14 protein-coding genes are annotated in these 15,467 nt (G+C 43.6%); 1 reads left to right on the forward strand and 13 read right to left on the reverse strand.

Annotation, left to right across the window (positions count from 1 at the left end; all coding sequences use genetic code 11):
* Positions 1-106 precede the first annotated feature (106 nt).
* The gene (locus JXA84_06840) at positions 107-502 is read left to right on the forward strand and encodes a hypothetical protein (GenBank protein MBN1150917.1); all 396 of its coding nucleotides are present in this window, start codon (positions 107-109) and stop codon (positions 500-502) included.
* Here JXA84_06840 and JXA84_06845 read toward each other — a convergent pair.
* The 13 genes from JXA84_06845 to JXA84_06905 all read right to left on the reverse strand — a co-directional run bounded on the left by JXA84_06845 (position 477) and on the right by JXA84_06905 (position 15,424).
* Positions 477-1,418, reverse strand: coding sequence for a hypothetical protein (locus tag JXA84_06845; GenBank protein MBN1150918.1), 942 nt, complete (start codon positions 1,416-1,418; stop codon positions 477-479). The two genes, JXA84_06840 and JXA84_06845, sit on opposite strands and share 26 nt — an antisense overlap.
* Positions 1,419-1,462: 44 nt before the next feature.
* Positions 1,463-3,313 carry a TonB family protein gene (locus JXA84_06850; GenBank protein MBN1150919.1) on the reverse strand — a complete coding sequence of 617 codons (1,851 nt, stop codon included), beginning with the start codon at positions 3,311-3,313 and terminating at the stop codon, positions 1,463-1,465.
* A 19-nt stretch (positions 3,314-3,332) separates the two neighbouring features.
* Entirely contained in the window at positions 3,333-3,944 is a 612-nt protein-coding gene (locus JXA84_06855; GenBank protein MBN1150920.1) for a biopolymer transporter ExbD, read from the reverse strand.
* Between the two features lie 13 nt (positions 3,945-3,957).
* Positions 3,958-4,635, reverse strand: a complete 678-nt coding sequence (locus JXA84_06860) for a hypothetical protein (GenBank protein MBN1150921.1) — start codon at positions 4,633-4,635, stop codon at positions 3,958-3,960.
* A gap of 3 nt (positions 4,636-4,638) precedes the next feature.
* Positions 4,639-5,259, reverse strand: coding sequence for a MotA/TolQ/ExbB proton channel family protein (locus JXA84_06865; GenBank protein ID MBN1150922.1), 621 nt, complete (start codon positions 5,257-5,259; stop codon positions 4,639-4,641).
* A gap of 24 nt (positions 5,260-5,283) precedes the next feature.
* On the reverse strand, positions 5,284-5,700 hold the full coding sequence (locus JXA84_06870; protein MBN1150923.1) for a hypothetical protein: 417 nt from the start codon (positions 5,698-5,700) through the stop codon (positions 5,284-5,286).
* Between the two features lie 22 nt (positions 5,701-5,722).
* Positions 5,723-8,602: a tetratricopeptide repeat protein gene (locus tag JXA84_06875; protein MBN1150924.1), complete on the reverse strand. Its 2,880-nt coding sequence runs from the start codon at positions 8,600-8,602 to the stop codon at positions 5,723-5,725.
* Between the two features lie 12 nt (positions 8,603-8,614).
* On the reverse strand, positions 8,615-10,147 hold the full coding sequence (locus tag JXA84_06880) for a hypothetical protein (GenBank protein MBN1150925.1): 1,533 nt from the start codon (positions 10,145-10,147) through the stop codon (positions 8,615-8,617).
* Positions 10,148-10,159: 12 nt separating this feature from the next.
* Positions 10,160-11,089, reverse strand: coding sequence for a hypothetical protein (locus tag JXA84_06885; GenBank protein ID MBN1150926.1), 930 nt, complete (start codon positions 11,087-11,089; stop codon positions 10,160-10,162).
* Between the two features lie 137 nt (positions 11,090-11,226).
* The gene (locus JXA84_06890) at positions 11,227-12,168 is read right to left on the reverse strand and encodes a LysM peptidoglycan-binding domain-containing protein (protein MBN1150927.1); all 942 of its coding nucleotides are present in this window, start codon (positions 12,166-12,168) and stop codon (positions 11,227-11,229) included.
* Entirely contained in the window at positions 12,152-13,114 is a 963-nt protein-coding gene (locus JXA84_06895; GenBank protein ID MBN1150928.1) for an asparaginase, read from the reverse strand. Before JXA84_06895 ends, JXA84_06890 begins: the two co-directional genes overlap by 17 nt.
* Entirely contained in the window at positions 13,111-14,448 is a 1,338-nt protein-coding gene (locus tag JXA84_06900) for a response regulator (GenBank protein ID MBN1150929.1), read from the reverse strand. Before JXA84_06900 ends, JXA84_06895 begins: the two co-directional genes overlap by 4 nt.
* A gap of 70 nt (positions 14,449-14,518) precedes the next feature.
* Positions 14,519-15,424: a DUF58 domain-containing protein gene (locus JXA84_06905; protein ID MBN1150930.1), complete on the reverse strand. Its 906-nt coding sequence runs from the start codon at positions 15,422-15,424 to the stop codon at positions 14,519-14,521.
* Positions 15,425-15,467 lie beyond the last annotated feature (43 nt).

Here is a 15,467-nt window from a genome sequence, read left to right on the forward strand (position 1 = left end):
ATTCTCGGAGAACTCGCCAAATTTTTCAAGACAGTCAAAACTAAAAAAATAGTCAAAAAATCAAAATCTATCGAAGACTTCATAAATTTTGTGAATGATTATAAAAATGTCGATGAACGAACAACTTGACATACTTCTCGCCCTTGACAACGCGGACACTTACATCAGGGAGTTGTCAAACGAAAAGTGCATGGCAAAGCTCAAGGAAATCGGGATGAACCTCGACGTAAGAACCATAAGCAACTTCGAAAAAGTCAAAGACAAATTATTTAAAAAACTGCCCTCTGAACTGATGAGAGAATACCAAAGGCTGATGAAAAAATACAGAGATGATTTCATACCGAGGGCGATAGTTCCCGTAAGAGAGGAAAGAGGAGAAGGTTATTGCGTAGCTTGTTCGAGCAGAGTTCCCGCCGAAGTCTTCCAAAGACTTAAAAACCATGGTTCAATCGAACGATGCGAAAATTGCGCGAGGTTTATCTTCTGGCCCCCTCTTCCCTGAGTCGTTCCATACCAATTTTGATCATTTCTTTGTAACCCAGTATAGACAATATGTCTCTTGCATCGTCCAGAACTAAAAATTCCGCGCTTCCCCTCGCTTGTATAACATCGGAAAGATTCTTCGGAGTGTGGCCTTTTACGGTTATCCAATTAGAATCCGCGATTATCATGTCGAAGTTATGGAGTTGGGGTAAAGATTGGGAGAAGACTCCGTATTCTGATCTAAGAACCAGGTACCCTTGAAAATCCGCGGTAGCAGTTAACCTGACCAAAAACTTTTCCGCTTCGCTTTCGAGAAAAGAATTCCACTCTTCTTCCGCTTCATTTGGCAGTTGATCCTTCCGGGGATCCAGATAATACTCCCTGCAGAACTCTGTCAAAGTGTATGCGTCGTAGGACTTGACGCCGAAAGGGTAAGCGAAGCCTGATAATACGATACCAGAGTAATAGTAATTCGCCGAAACAACATTCATCAACATATACAAAAGGTCGTTGTATTCTTGAATTGAAGGCGAAACATAATAGGCATCTACGTTAAAATTTTCTATCAATTCTTCTTTCGAAAATTCAGGCATTGCTTGGCCACGACTGTTTGTCAAAAATAGGCCCGGCCTTGAATTTATCAAATGAGACGGCGAGGTCGGTTTGTCCGATTTTGTCCAAATCCTGAAAAGGTCGAAATTGAAAAACACTAAAAGGTTTTTGAGCTTAGCGCAATAAACAACCTCTTCGAGAACATCGTAAGAAAAAGGGAAATCGAAGTAATCCGAAGGAAACAGGGTCTGTCCGTCTTTTAAAACTTCAACCACGATCCCGTCAACACCGAGATCAGCTATTGAATCGACGAAAAATTGTACCGATTGGATTGGAATCTCTTCCTGACACACGAGCACAAAAACCGCACTTTGGGACGACACGCTGAAAAAAAAGAGCCCCGCGAGAAATAGTAAAGTGGAAATTCTCACTGACTGTAGAAATTGAAAGGTACTGTGAAAGTAAACGAACCTCCTCCAGGGTCGATCGCTCCAAAGCTCCATCCGCTTATAGCAGATATTATCTGCTGCTCAAGCGATGGCGAACCGAGGGTACTGCTGACCAGGGAAACGTTTGACACGAATCCTTCCTCGGAAATCGTTATTCTGACAACTATTTTCCCCTGAAGAGATGGATTTACCTCAAGTTCTTTTTCGTAAAAGTATTTTAACCTTCCCTGGTACCTCACGATAGTTCTTCTTACGTCGGCCGCATCCCTCGCGCCCGATGTAGCTGCTGATCCGGTTAAATCCGCGATCGAACCGCCTCTGACTCCCGCGACCCTTTGGTGCTGCAGGTCTCCTCCAGTCGCAGTTCCGGTTGAAATCTCAGTCCCTCCAGTGACGCCAACTGTTCCCGTCACCCCACCACCAAGACCTCCCGCGCCTCCGGCGGCTGAAGCGGCTCCACCAGAAACTCCGGAAAGAGAAGCTCCTCCTGCGAGAAGATCCTGTATGCTAGCGTCCCCTCCTCCCAGGCCCATGGGCCCCGTAGATGGTCCGGATCCTACTCCCAAAACCCTCAATCCTCTCGCCACTCTCGAGGTCTGCCCTCCTTGTCCGACAGATCCTCCCGCGCCGCTGCCGCTGCCCGAGCCGCTTCCTGACCCAGAGCCAGAACCTGAGCCGTCGCCCTCACCAGTGCCCTCCCCTCCGGTTGTAACTCCCAGAGTGCCCCTTCTGAGGCTCTCGATGTCTTCGGACATGGAGACGTCGAGCAAGTCGCTTTCTTCGAGCCTTTTTAGAGTCTCTTCGGCTGTGGCAATATCAATATTCATGGCTTGAACTTTGACAGTGTAGGCGTAAACCATCCATAGCAACCAAAATAAAACTACCGTGAAATCAAATATCACGAATTGCCGTCTGTCCTTTTCATCCTCTCCAACTGTAACCCTGTCATGCGGCCTGTTGTTAAACCTTCCCCACTTAGGTTTACCCGGCTCTTTTTCTATTTGTTGTTGTTTTTCTTCAGGCGGCGGAGGTGCCGCAAGTTCTTTTTGAACTTCTTTCGGGATTATTTCTTCTCTGACTCCGAGTCGGACAATGAAACTGTTTTTGTATTTAAGGTCCGCCCTGTCTCCCTGTGCGATGCTGAATTTTTTCTCTATTGTCCCGTCTTTGGCGAAAGTGTCTTCGTCGATTCTTATTCTTTCTCCGTTTTTATTTAAAACACCGATGAAACCCGGAGTTAAAGTTAGAAAGAATCCGCTCCCTGAATTTGAAAAAAGCCTTAATTCCCTTTCAAATGAAGCATCTTTTATCGCGGAGCGCGCTGTATTTCCGACGAGAAACACTTGATTTCTTTTGACTATATACTTTTTTAGACTCCCGCTCTTTATTACTTCTACCCAACCTAAGGAGGGAGCGGGGATATTCTCGGAAGTTTTTTTCTCGGAAGGTTTTGAGAAAGATTGAAATCCGTAACCTATTACCGTGGTTCCGACCTGAATTCTACCTCTGCTCGTCGGCTGCAGAGGAAGAATAACTTGATCGCCTTCTTTTCGGACTTTGGTTCTGAGAGCCAAATCTTTCACTGAAATTTCTTCTTCACCGATTTTCACCCAACCCCTGAAAACCTCCGGTTTGATGCACAACTCGTAAGAGTTGCTCAAACTGTTATAGGAAAAAAGAGTGTGCTTTTTTTCAAGGCCTTGTATGTCTTCTTGAAAAACTATCTCACAATCATCGCTCTTGCCTATGGTCACGAGATCTTTCTCGACGACGAAATGTCTCCGCTTGCCTTGCTGCTGAACAACTATTGCAAGTCTGATCTCTTCCATACCGCCCCCTTTTTAACCTTCAGAATTTAGGCGCTAAAACCATGACAGAAACTTTTTTGTAGCCTGCCATTGTGCACGTATTGACAATTTGAGTGATTAAATTATAACTGACAAGGCTGTCCGCCTGAATTATGACCCTAACGGAATCAGGGTCAATCTGGTTTATTTCAGCGGTCTGAATTGCTATTTCGTAAGTCTCTCTCAATTTGTCCAGTAGTAAAGGGATAAAAGTATCTGTTTTTACCGGCATCCCTTGGGCTGACTGTATTATTGAAGTCTGGTCTAGAGTTATCGAATAGCTGTTTGCCGTCACGACGTTGATTCCGACCATGGGTTTTTCGTCGAGCTCCTCTTCTGTGATAATGGACGGAAGGTTGACATCCATAGGCGGAGGGCTTTGATTCGGATCGGTGGAGAAATTCAGAAGAAGAAAGATCAGGATAATCGTGAACATATCTATAAGCGATGTCAATTGAAGAACAGGAGTTTCTCTTTGAGCTTTAGGTCCTTTTGAAGCGTTTGATGATTTCAAATTCGATATTGATTTTCTGAACATCATCTTTCTTTTTGTCGGGGGTTTCGGGAACCATTTAAAAGTTTTCTCTTTGTTGTCTTGACCGTCTTGATTCATGCTTTTCTCCATTTTAAGAACCCGAAGGCCACCAAGGCGGAGGTTGAAGGTAGTTGTTTTGAAATCCTCTTTTCTGGGATATCTTCATAAAACTCACCAAATCGTTTAAATTGACTCTTTCCCCGCTCACTGCGTCTCCTATGCTGTCAACCGAAATCAGGATAAAAAGATTCAGTCTGCTCACGACACTGTCCATGATCGCCTGATCTCCGGGGTTGTTTTTCAAAACAGTTTTAATCTCTCTCCAGTTAGGAGCTATGAACTGTTCCGGGGTAGTGTCGAGAAAAACTTTTACTTCCTTCTTTGCCTCGATGAAAAGGGAATCCAATTTCATACCTACAGCGCTTTCAGCTTGTGTCCACCCTTCAAAAAAATGGGTCTTTTCAATTAGAGTGTCAACGGCGATCGATTCTCCTCCGACGTATCTGTAACGGGACACTTCGCAAACAATTCTGTTGTCTTTGGTCCTCGCGAGAATGGTAGTCATAAAATAGGTTGGAGGAGGAAGATAGTTCTCGCCTGTGACGGCTCCAAGCCCAGCGAGTTCGAGATTGAGAATCGACGTTTGGACAATCTGAAAACTAGTCAGAAGAGCAGGTATGAGAATCATGAAAAGGTTTAAAATCGTCGTGACATCAACACCTCTTTGATGACGAGTTTTGCGGCTCGCCCTGGAAACTGCGAAAGACATCTATCAGTCCTTTTTTATATCCTGCAACATATTCATTATTCTCACGGAGTATTCATCAATGTCGTCGACTATTCCATCCGCTTTTGACTGTAAAAAAGAATGGATCAGCATCAATGGAATGGCGACTGTCAAGCCGAAAAACGTGGTGTTCAGAGCGACGGAAATACCTTGAATAAGTTCGAGAGTTCTCGTAGAAGCACTTGCCGTCAACAACGCGCCGAATGATTTTAAAAGTCCGGCTATCGTTCCCAAAAGCCCCAAAAGGGTCGCCACTTGAGCGAGAACAGGAAGGTAGTTCAGCCTTCTGTTGATCCTGGGGATTTCCGCGAGACCGACTTCATCGACCGCGTTTTGCATTTCTCTGATATCGCCTTTGTAATTTCTCAATCCGGCTCCGATAATTTTTGAAAGAGGTTTGCCCATTGAATCGCAGTACCTTATCGCTCCGTTGTAATCTCCGTCCCTGAGTTTCTTTGTCACGTTACGTAAAAAATTATCGGCGTTAATACTCGATTTGAAAAGAAATATTATTCTTTCGACTATCAGTCCGAGCGCGACTAATGCCACAAGAGAAATAAAGTGCATAGCCCATCCGCCATTCTTATAAAATTGGATGAAAGCCATTAAACCGACCTCCTTTAAATTAAATTACCTGCCAGACAAATAAAATATTCCGGAAGTTATAAGAAAAGTTCCTCCGGCGATTAAGAAATAGGTGCTCGATTGCTCTTTCGAACTAAGAAGATAAACACCTGCTGCTGTCCCAGCCCCTCCCAGCAAAAGAAATGTTTTTGAATATGGTCTCGACACTCGGTGCCTGCCAAGCATTCCGAGTTCTGTCCTCGCCAAGAACACCTGGTCAAGAATCTCTCGGGAAAAACTCTGAGATATAATGAAATTCGAAAAGTCAATTTTTGCCGTCGCGGCTATATTTATTACAAGAGGTTCCCTAGCCGTACCCTTTATCTCAATTTCTTCGATCTGAAGAATGCTCGATGGTAGCTCCTGAGAAAAAATTGTGGCTGAGAACAAAAAAACAAGAGAAATAAACGACATCGCTTTCATGCTTTAACTCTAAATTTCATCCTCATTGAGGTGTTGAATCCTGCAGAACATTCTCATGTTCGACTTCGTTAATATTATCATACAGTTCTTCGGGAAACAAATCCGGTCTGAAATTTTTCAGATTTTCCAGTGCTTCCAAAGTCTGCCTATACCAGACATTGTCTATCAGACCATTGCCCTCAGCCGTGACTTTAGCGGCATTGTAAAATTGAGCGGAAGCGTCTTCATAGGGCAGAGCCTGCTGTTCGAGTTGTTCTTGAAAATAAATCTGTTCTTCTTCTGTCCAAGCAGGATCGTACTCCGCCTCTCTGAATGCTCTCGCGTAGTCCTCGTTGCACTGACCGAGAAGGTATAGCGAAGCAATAGTTGATAGTCCGACTTTAAGGCTGGCTATCCTCGTCAGATAATCGGCGATTATTTTCATATCGGTATCGTATGGAGGAAAAGAGTTATCTATAGGCCAGTAAAGCTGGGTTCCTTTAACTTTTTCGAAATCGTATTGGACGACATCTACCATATCCATCTCTATCTCGTAAGGAGTAATTCCTGCGGCAGCTCCTCCTTCAAGATAATCCTTTAATACCCTTCTCCTCACATTGTCCGCGTCCGATTGGAGTCCGAGGCTGTCCAAAGACATCGCCTGCCTGTGTAGTGCTTGATAGTGGATCTCTTCGGAAAAAGAAGTTCCCTCGGCAATTCTTCCGAATGCGATTTGGGCATCAGCAAAATTTTTAGCTCCGAAAAATGCCTTGCCTGTCCAAAAAACTGCTTCTCTTGTCCCTTCCGAAGCCGGATACTTCGCGATAAATGATTCCAAAGCCATCGCCGCTTCATTCCAGAGGCTTCTGCTTTCGGTGCCCGAGCTGTCGGCTCTCTCCGCGCGGGATATCGCTATGTTCGATACATTCATGTAAGCAGAATACAGAAGGCTGTCTTCGAGATAATCATAATTTCTTATGTAGGAATTGAAAACCTGGACAGCTCTCGTTTCGTTTCCGGCGTTGAAAAATATAACGCCGGCGTTGAATAGAGCTTTTCTGCCTTCTTCACGGTCGGAGTATTTTGAGTGGACTTCTAAAAAAGACACGGCTTTCATAGTGTCTGTTTCGGTGGTGTTTGATGCCGATTGAAAAGCTATTATTGCCGCCTGCCTCATCAGAGTGGTATCGCTTGATTGGGAAGCGGCTTTCAAAAACCAGGTTTCAGATGAAGACAAATCTCCAAGGTTGTAATAGGTCTGAGCGACCATAGCCGAAGCTGAAGCCGAGGCTTCAGACGTCGGAAAATCTTCTACGACTTTTTTGTACCAATACATCGCTTCTTCGTATCTTTGGGCTTCGTATAAAATTTTCCCTATCGACATCGAAATGTTGACAGGGTCAGAAACTTCTGTCCCTGGCTTATTGTCCCATATTTCCATGTATCTTGTCGCGGCGGCGATCATGCTGTCCTGCCTCTCCGATGAAGCGCTGTCCTGCGAATACCACTGGTTAATAGAGGTCACCGCTTCGTAAGCCGCCGTCAAAGCCAAAGTGTCGTTTGTCTCATCCAGGGCTACCATAGAGTAACTTTTAGCAGCTTCGAGAAATTTTCCCATTTCATAATTTGCTTCGGCATAGGCAAATCGAAGCCCGTAAACCTCGGGATCTTCAGGATACTGTTCCATGAAATTAGCGTACCTCTGCGCCGCCGTAGCCCATTCTTCGTACGTACCCTCCTGAAGGGCTTTTCTGTGGTGTATACCCGCAGTGTACAACATAGCTTCTCTTATCAGGGAATCGGTTGAAGAGATTTGAGACGAGTCTCCGCTGCTGGACAGATTAGTCTGCCAATCAGCACCGTAGTTTTCAACGAGCCTGTCCATTGTTGCGTCCGCAAGAGTCATATCGCCGACTTCCGCGTAGAGAGAAGCGAGGTCCCTTAGAACAAATGGAGCTTTAGGGCTTCTCGGATACATGCTCAGATATGTGTTGTAAGCTTCTATCGCCTTGCTGTAATCAACCTTATCCTTAAAAGTTTCGGCAAGTTTCAGGACAATTTCGTCGCCTTTGGGCATCTCCGAAAGCTCTGTCAAAACCCGCTGCAACCTCACAATACCGTTGGGCAATTCCGAAAAATCAAAACCGAGATACATGACGGCTTCATCGGCGAGCTCTGTTTTGCCCTCTTCCTCGGACATCTCGAGCAAAAACAAAAAATGCGTAATGGAAGCTGGTATTGAATCCGGACTGACTACCCTGTTAAGCCAGCCGATCATGTAAATAGCTTTATCGTAGTTGGGGTCATTCGGGTATTCGAGAACTTTCCTGAAATAATCTATGGCCAAGTCAATTTTACCGAAACCTTCATGACGGAAATTGAAATAGTAAAGCCCCAGCCTGAAACAAGCCGCGGGTACTCTCGAGCTTCCGGGGTATCTCTCGACAAGCTTTCTGTACATTATACTGGCCGAATCCAAATTCCCCTCTTCTTCGAGGATAGAAGCGAGAGCGTAATAAGATTCTATCGCTGAAACTGTGTCTATTCCCTCGTATTTGTTTATGACCTGAAGGTACGCATTTTTCGCCTTATCGTAAACCGGAAAAGGTTCAGACCCTGTAAAACCCCTGTCAATCCATTCGTCAATTTTATTTTCATACTCGTTTTTGGCTCTGATCCTGTATATCTCAGCAAGTCTCAGCGCGGCATCAGCTCCAAAAGGATTGTTAGGATATAGACCGATTAAGTTTTCCAAATATAGAACCGTTGCGTCCATATACTCTTCTTGAAGGTCTTCAAGTTCAGCTCTCTCACTCTCCAGTCGCAACAATTCTGACTCTGGATCGAGCCTTCCCGGGCCGCATGAAAACAAGATCAAAACCGAAACAAAAATTAAGGGCGAAAAAATCTGTTTCGAATTCATCTTAAAACTTCCTCAAAGCGAATCCTGGAGTTGTGTCTGAAGGGTTTGAATTCTCGATTTGATCTCAGACAGACGGTATTCTACGTCTTTGTACATCATGAAAAAAGTTACACCCGCGCCATACTGTGCCTGAATAAGCCAGTTTGTCGTCTCTGTAATGCCTTTTAAGCCTATTTGATTTTCAATATCCGCAAGCGTCATTGAGATGCCCGTCAATTTGAACCTGATGCTGTCGAGCGCTCCGGAATATGTAACAGGGAGCTTGGTCTCGAGATAGTCAAGGTCCATAAGCAACAAGTCTGTTTTCGCTCTCTCCTCCTGAACCATCAGTGTTATATTTCTCTTGAGGGCTTCCAAATCGGCTTTTTCGGAGGGGTTTATCTGAAAACCGATTGAATGAAGGACATCCTGCTGAAATCTTAGATTTGATTTTATACGTTCCAAACTGTCGGCGATATCGTTTCTGCCCCTCACTCTCGAAAGAGCTATCAAATTCTCAAGACTGTTTTCCAGATTTCTGGTGGCCTGAACGTCTTCGATCACTTCAGATGAAAGAGCGTTTTCGTAGGCCGCGGCCAAAACGTTTTCATAGTCGTAATCGCTGGAGTAGCTTTTAAGAATGTCGGAATATATGTCGAAAGTTTTTTCGTAGGACTCCATCTGGATTAAAATTGCTGCTTTTGCGAGCTTAACGTCCGTCGTCATCCTTCCAATGTCTTCTCGTCTTTCAAGGTCCTCTATTATTTCCATCGCTTCTTCGAGCAGACCAACTTTTATGTATATCCATGCGATTCCGAAATCAGCAGCGTTAGGATCCGCCCCTTTTTTCTTTGCAAGTTCATAAAATTCAAAAGAGGTCTGCAGCTCGCCTATTTCATAGTGAAGCTGGGCAAGGCTCATCAGAGCTCTCGCCTTCCATCCATCGGGTATGTATCCTGAATAGATACCGAAAGCCATTTCGTTGAGTTTTTCTTTAGCCAGGGATATCCCTTCCTCGTTCTTGTTTTCTTGAAAATAGGAAATGGCGTTAATGTAAAGCGCGAAAGGAAACTGCGGTGATGAATAGGAAATCATCGAACAATATTCTCTGGTTTTTTGAAATTCAGCCCTGGAAAAATAGCAAAGGCCGAGTATCAGGTACACATTGTCGGAAAATTCGCTTCCGGGATAAATCTCAAGGAATTCGCTCGATTTTTCTATGCTCTCATCGTAGCTGGACTGTTGGTATGAAATTACACAATACATATACATGGCTCTTCTTTTCAGGCTGTCGGGGGACATAAAATGCTTGTATATGTTCTGGTAGGTGATCTTAGCCCAACCCAAGGCGCCCATGAGGTAAAGAGAATCGGCAGCTCTTATGGGAGGAGGTGTTTCAACAGCTTCCCTCAAGTTCTCTACCTCTTTGTAAAGTTCCTCGAGAACCTGCCTTTCGTATGATATTTCCCTTTTTACCGAATCAGTTACTTGATAGATTTCATCAGTAGAGAGTTCAGTCGTCGGTTCTTGCGACAACAGAATTATAACAAAAATAAGAGAGAGCATCCCGGCTCCTCGTCACTGACTTTCTTCGAGAATTCTGCGGAGTCTTTCTAGTTCCCTTTCAGCTTCTTCTCTTTGCCGTCTTATTTCTTCAAGTTCTCTCTGGTAATTGCTCATGATTTCGAGTTCCCTCTGTCTTCTCACTGAAAGAGCCCTGCTTCCAAAGAAAGGTCCGAAATTGAGCTGTACCCCCATGACGATTTTTTGTTGTTCTGTCGGACAATTCCTCGCCACATAATTCACCCCGAAAGTCTGTTCAATTTCAAGCCAGCCTATCAAAAATTCGATATTGTCGTTTGCTCTGTACATAGACGCGAAGTTCCAATCTTTACCGTCCATGTCGCTTATAAACTTGAAATTTTTAATAGGCCTGTACTCAATGCTGGCGAAAATTCCTCTCAACGGTTCAGATCTGGGTCTTTCCCCCAAAAATCTTCCGCTGCCCAAACCAAAAGAGAGTATGACAGGAATGCTTGGAAAATAGTAGGTCAAGTCCTTGGTGAAAACCCCATAAAAAGAAAAGTTCTGGTTGTGATCGTAATAGTCCAGCGAATGTCTCCCAAATTCCGACATTTTTTCATAAGGAGAAATATTCTGAATACCGAGGGCAAAAGCCGGATACCTTTCAGTCTCCCTTAAAACTCGGACTTTAGCGAAAGCTGACCAGACATCCGTACCGAGATATCCTCCACCGACTTCAACCCAGTCGTAAAGTCCCACTGAGAGGTTTGCGCCGAAAACATATTGGGAAAATGTTTCATAACTTGCTCCGTAACGTATGAAGTCCTGGCTGTAAACGGTAAAAACAGAAGTAATCTGAACGCTTGAATGCGGCATCAAATAAGCATTTGGGGCATCAATATAATTACCCTGCAAAAATGGAGTGCAGTACAAAGATAAGCTGTATGTAAAAAAAACTGTCGCCAAAAAAAGCGTTCTCTTCATAACATTCCTCCGAATCTTATGACTGAATTAGATCCCGATTCTCCAACATTCAAATAATACTACCGCAAGCCGTAAAAATCAAATAATACAATGCTTGACATCCCATAAAAACGAAATAAAAAAACGATGGTTGTGCCTTAAAAAACTATTCTTCTCGCTTTGACAAAACGCGTTGAATAACTCTCTCTCTCCAAAGAACTGATAATAACCCCTCTGTTCCTGTAAGAAGAAGAGTGAATGAAGCGGCCAGATCCGAGATATATTCCAGCGTGTTTCGGGTCTTCGAAAATTAAAATATCCCCAGGCATCAAAGAGTCTTTCGGTGCTTCTATACCTGCGCTCTCCATATCGGTGACGGTTCTTGGCAAATCGATTCCGTTGTCAGCGTAGACTCTGTATACGAGTCCGCTGCAGTCAAAACCTCCTTCGCCTGTGGCTCCGTAGACGTAGGGTGACCCAAGGTATGATATGGCGCTGTTTAAAATAGATTGTATTAATTCGGTTTTGGCGGTATTCAAGACATTGTACACGTTGCCAGTTTCTGTCGCAGTATCAATTTGCTCCACAGCCCCCATTGAAGGTGCAGGGAACACAATCGACATATCGATTACTATCGGTCGGGGCATCTTTTCCTCTGGAGGGACGATAATGTTCAAATTCACGGGTGGCCTGCTTTGTCCGGAATTGTTGTTCTGTGAAGGTGGCGGATACCTGCCGGGTATCGCCAAGCGCTGTCCTTCTCTTATTAAATCCGAAGAAAGGCCGTTAGCTCTTTTTATTGCCTCCACTGTCGTCTCGAATCTGCGAGCCAAACCAGAGAGAGTCTCGCCGCTTTTGACGACATATAAATCCCCAGTCCCCGAAGAGTTAGAAGGAATCGACAATCTCTGACCCTCGACTATCATGTCCGAACTCAAGTTGTTGGCATCCTTTATGCGCGAAACTGAAACTCCATACATTCTCGAAATAGAAGTCAAGGTTTCTCCAAGTTTGACAGTGTGGGTCAAACCAGTCAACACCTGGGTAATAACCGACGAAAAAAACGCAAACATTAATAGTGCTTTAAGTATGCTTTTCAAAATAACCCTCCATTTTTTTTTCTTCAGATCCGAGAGCAAGCATCAGTTTTATTCTCGCCTTGTTAGCCCTTAAATTTCCCGCGAAAAAACAACCTAATCCGGCAAGATGCTTGCCTCCTCCATCATACCCGTAAGTCGGCGCGACTCTGCCGTTTTGAACCTTTGTGGAAACTACCACCGGAATACCTTTAAAGATAGCTTGGGAGATGCCTTCGATCATGGACGGCGGGACATTCCCTCTTCCCAAAGCCTCCAAAACTATTCCCCTTGCCCCTGAATTCACGGACTCTTTAATGAATCTTCCGTCAGATCCCGAGTAAGTAGGTATGATATCCACGGGGATGACAGGCCCTTTTGTCGGGATATATTCTCTGTCAGTCGTCCGGGAAAAAAATATGACTTTTTCGTCTATAGTACCCATCAATCCATGTTCGGGGGAAGTAAAAGCAGCTAAATTTGACGTTGAAACTTTTACCACATCCCTTGGAGAAAAAATACTGTTGTTGATTACAACCATAACGCCTCTTTTACGAGAAGAATGGTTTAAAACAACTTTCACCGAATCAAATATGTTTCTCGGTCCATCTATTCCCAAATCCGGAGCCGCTCTCATGGCTGCTGTCAAAACGACTGGAACATCCCCTTCGTAGGTCAATGATAGAAAGAAAGCGGTTTCTTCCAGAGTGTCGGTTCCGTGAGTTATGATTATGCCATCACAATTGAGGGCGAGAGATTTTATTCTGTTGGATATTCTCATCATGTCTTCAGGAGTTATCCAGGGGCTTGGGACATTTGAAAATTCGTCGAATTCGAGTTTGAAATCATCTTGTGGCAGATCAAATCCTTTGAAAACATCTTCTCCGAAAAAAGAAGGGACAATTCCGCGGTCTGCTTCTTTTTTCATCTGAATAGTGCCGCCCGTCGCCACAATGAAAATTTTTTTCATCTTCTCATTTCAATTTCGTCGAGGAAGTGCTCCTGGGTAAAATCAAAAATGAATTGAAATATCTCTTCAAGGTTCACCAAGTTGTATTCGGGGACAGCGAACCATTTTGGATTTTCAAAAGGCAATCCGGCCGCTCTCTGCCCTACGGGAGAAACTATTGTGCAGGGAATTTGAGATCGATAACTGTTGAATCTTCTCGCAATTTCTATACCGTCATTTCTGGATTCCTCGTCTGTGGGATCTATAAAAACGACAAGGGCATTAGCCTGCTCGAGAAATACTTGCCAAAGCAGGTTAAATTTCCTTTTCCCGCTGCTGACCACGATATCTATTGAAAAATCCTTCATGACGTCCAACTTTGCAAAACTTGAAATCGCACTGTCCTTTTTGGAAACTGGGAGGTCCCTGCCAATGTATTTGAGAATGTTTTCGATAAAAAAATCGAGCATTTCTTTCCTGCCGTCTTTCCACAGGTCGATAACCAAAATCTCAAATATCCTTTTTTCTCCGAGAGCGATTTTTTTGGAAAGATCCTCCATCTTTTTCAGCACTTTGGATTCTTGGGTAGTCTCAACTTGCAAAAGAGCTTGCGTGAGTTCTTTGACAGCGGTGTTGTCTCTAGCTTCTTCGTCCATCAGCCTGATGCCTTCAAGGAGAAGGTGCGACAAATTTTCTCTTATTGTCTTTTCTGTCGGCAGCTTATCAGGAGAATAGACAAAAGTTCCTTCCTGCCATCCTATTATATGGTATATTGCGTTACTTCCCCTGAGTCTTCCGGATTCAGAATGAACAATTATTCCTTTTTCAAAAAATACCGATGCGTTCTTTTCAGAGCTTCTTAATTCTAAAGAACCGGTTTTGGCTCCCATTTCCATAAATTGTAAAAGATCTACAACCGGAAAACTCTCGATTTTCCCACCAAAACCATCAATGCTGTTGAGCATGAATTCGCTGTCGTATCTCTGAGAGCAAAGGTTTTCGACTATTGAGAGCAGTTCCTGTTCGTTTGTGGGTTTGGAAAGGCAAACATCGGCTCCTAATTTGTAACCTTCAATTCTCTCGGCGGGGTTAGTCGTCGCGGTCAGCAAAACAATGGGTATAGATCTTCTTTTCTGCTCCGCCCTCAACCTTTTACAAATATTTCTTCCTTTTGTTCCGGGCATTTGATCATCCAGGATGGCGGCGTGAAAATCCTCTTTGAGCAGTCTTGTTAAAGCCTCAGATCCGTTTTCTTCTCTTATTATTTCATATTTCCTGTTGTCGAATACATCACTCATAACTTTCATCAAATGAGGGTCGTCTTCGGCAATTATAATTCTGATTTTGCTTTGCATATTGTTTTCTATCATAATGACTATAAATAATCAATCCAGTTTGCTTGAACTTACCGCGAGAAAAACATCTCTACAGTATTTTACTCCTCTTTGCGACGAACCTTAAGAGCAAATCTCCGATATCCGTGTCAGTTCTCGCATCAATAAAGAAAATGCTGTTTTTCCTTGTCTCTTCAAACAAAAAGTCCTCAAAGCCCTTCATTCTGTCATCGTAACTTTTCTTGGTCTTTGAATGTTCAGTGTTTACTCTTTTTAGTTTATTTTCTGGGTCCAAAAAGGTTAGATCTTCTTTAAATCCATATCTTATCTCCTTTGGATCTCTCACCCAGAAAACTACTACTTCGTTTTTCTTGTATCTTAAACCCTTTAGGGGTTTCATGAATTCCCTGCTCTCGCCGAGAAGATCGGATACTATGATTATCATACTTCTTTTTTTTATCCTCTCCCCTAATTCAAAAAGTGTTTTGTGAACGCTTGTTTCACCCGAAAATTCCGTCCTTTCAATAATTCCGAAAAGCCTTCTCACATGGAGACCCGTCGCGCCAGGCAAAACAATTTTATCAATTTTGTCTGTAAACGAAACGAAACCCACCATGTCTCTCTGTCTTGTCAGAAGGTATATGATAGAAGCACACAAAATTTTTGCGTATTCCGATTTTTGAATCCAGTTGCTGCCATAATCCATCGATGCTGAAGCATCCAAAACAACATAAGCTTGCAGGTTTGTTCTATCTTCAAACTCTTTGATAACTGTTTTATCCCTTCTGCAAGTCGCTCTCCAGTCTATTCTTTTGGCATCGTCGCCCTGGCAATATTTTCTGTGCTGGGAAAATTCAACTGAAAATCCCTTGTAACTGCTTCTGTGCAATCCGCTGAAAAGGCCTTCTACGACCATTTTCGCGACGATATTCAAAGAAGTCTCCTTGAGAAGGTATTCAGGAATTCCCAGATGGTTGGTTGTTACTTTTTTTTCCATTGGATAATAACACAACAATTGAAAATATCCAGTATTATGATAT

It is taken from the genome of candidate division WOR-3 bacterium (genome assembly GCA_016926475.1).
Lineage (GTDB): Bacteria > SDB-A > SDB-A > SDB-A > SDB-A > JAFGIG01.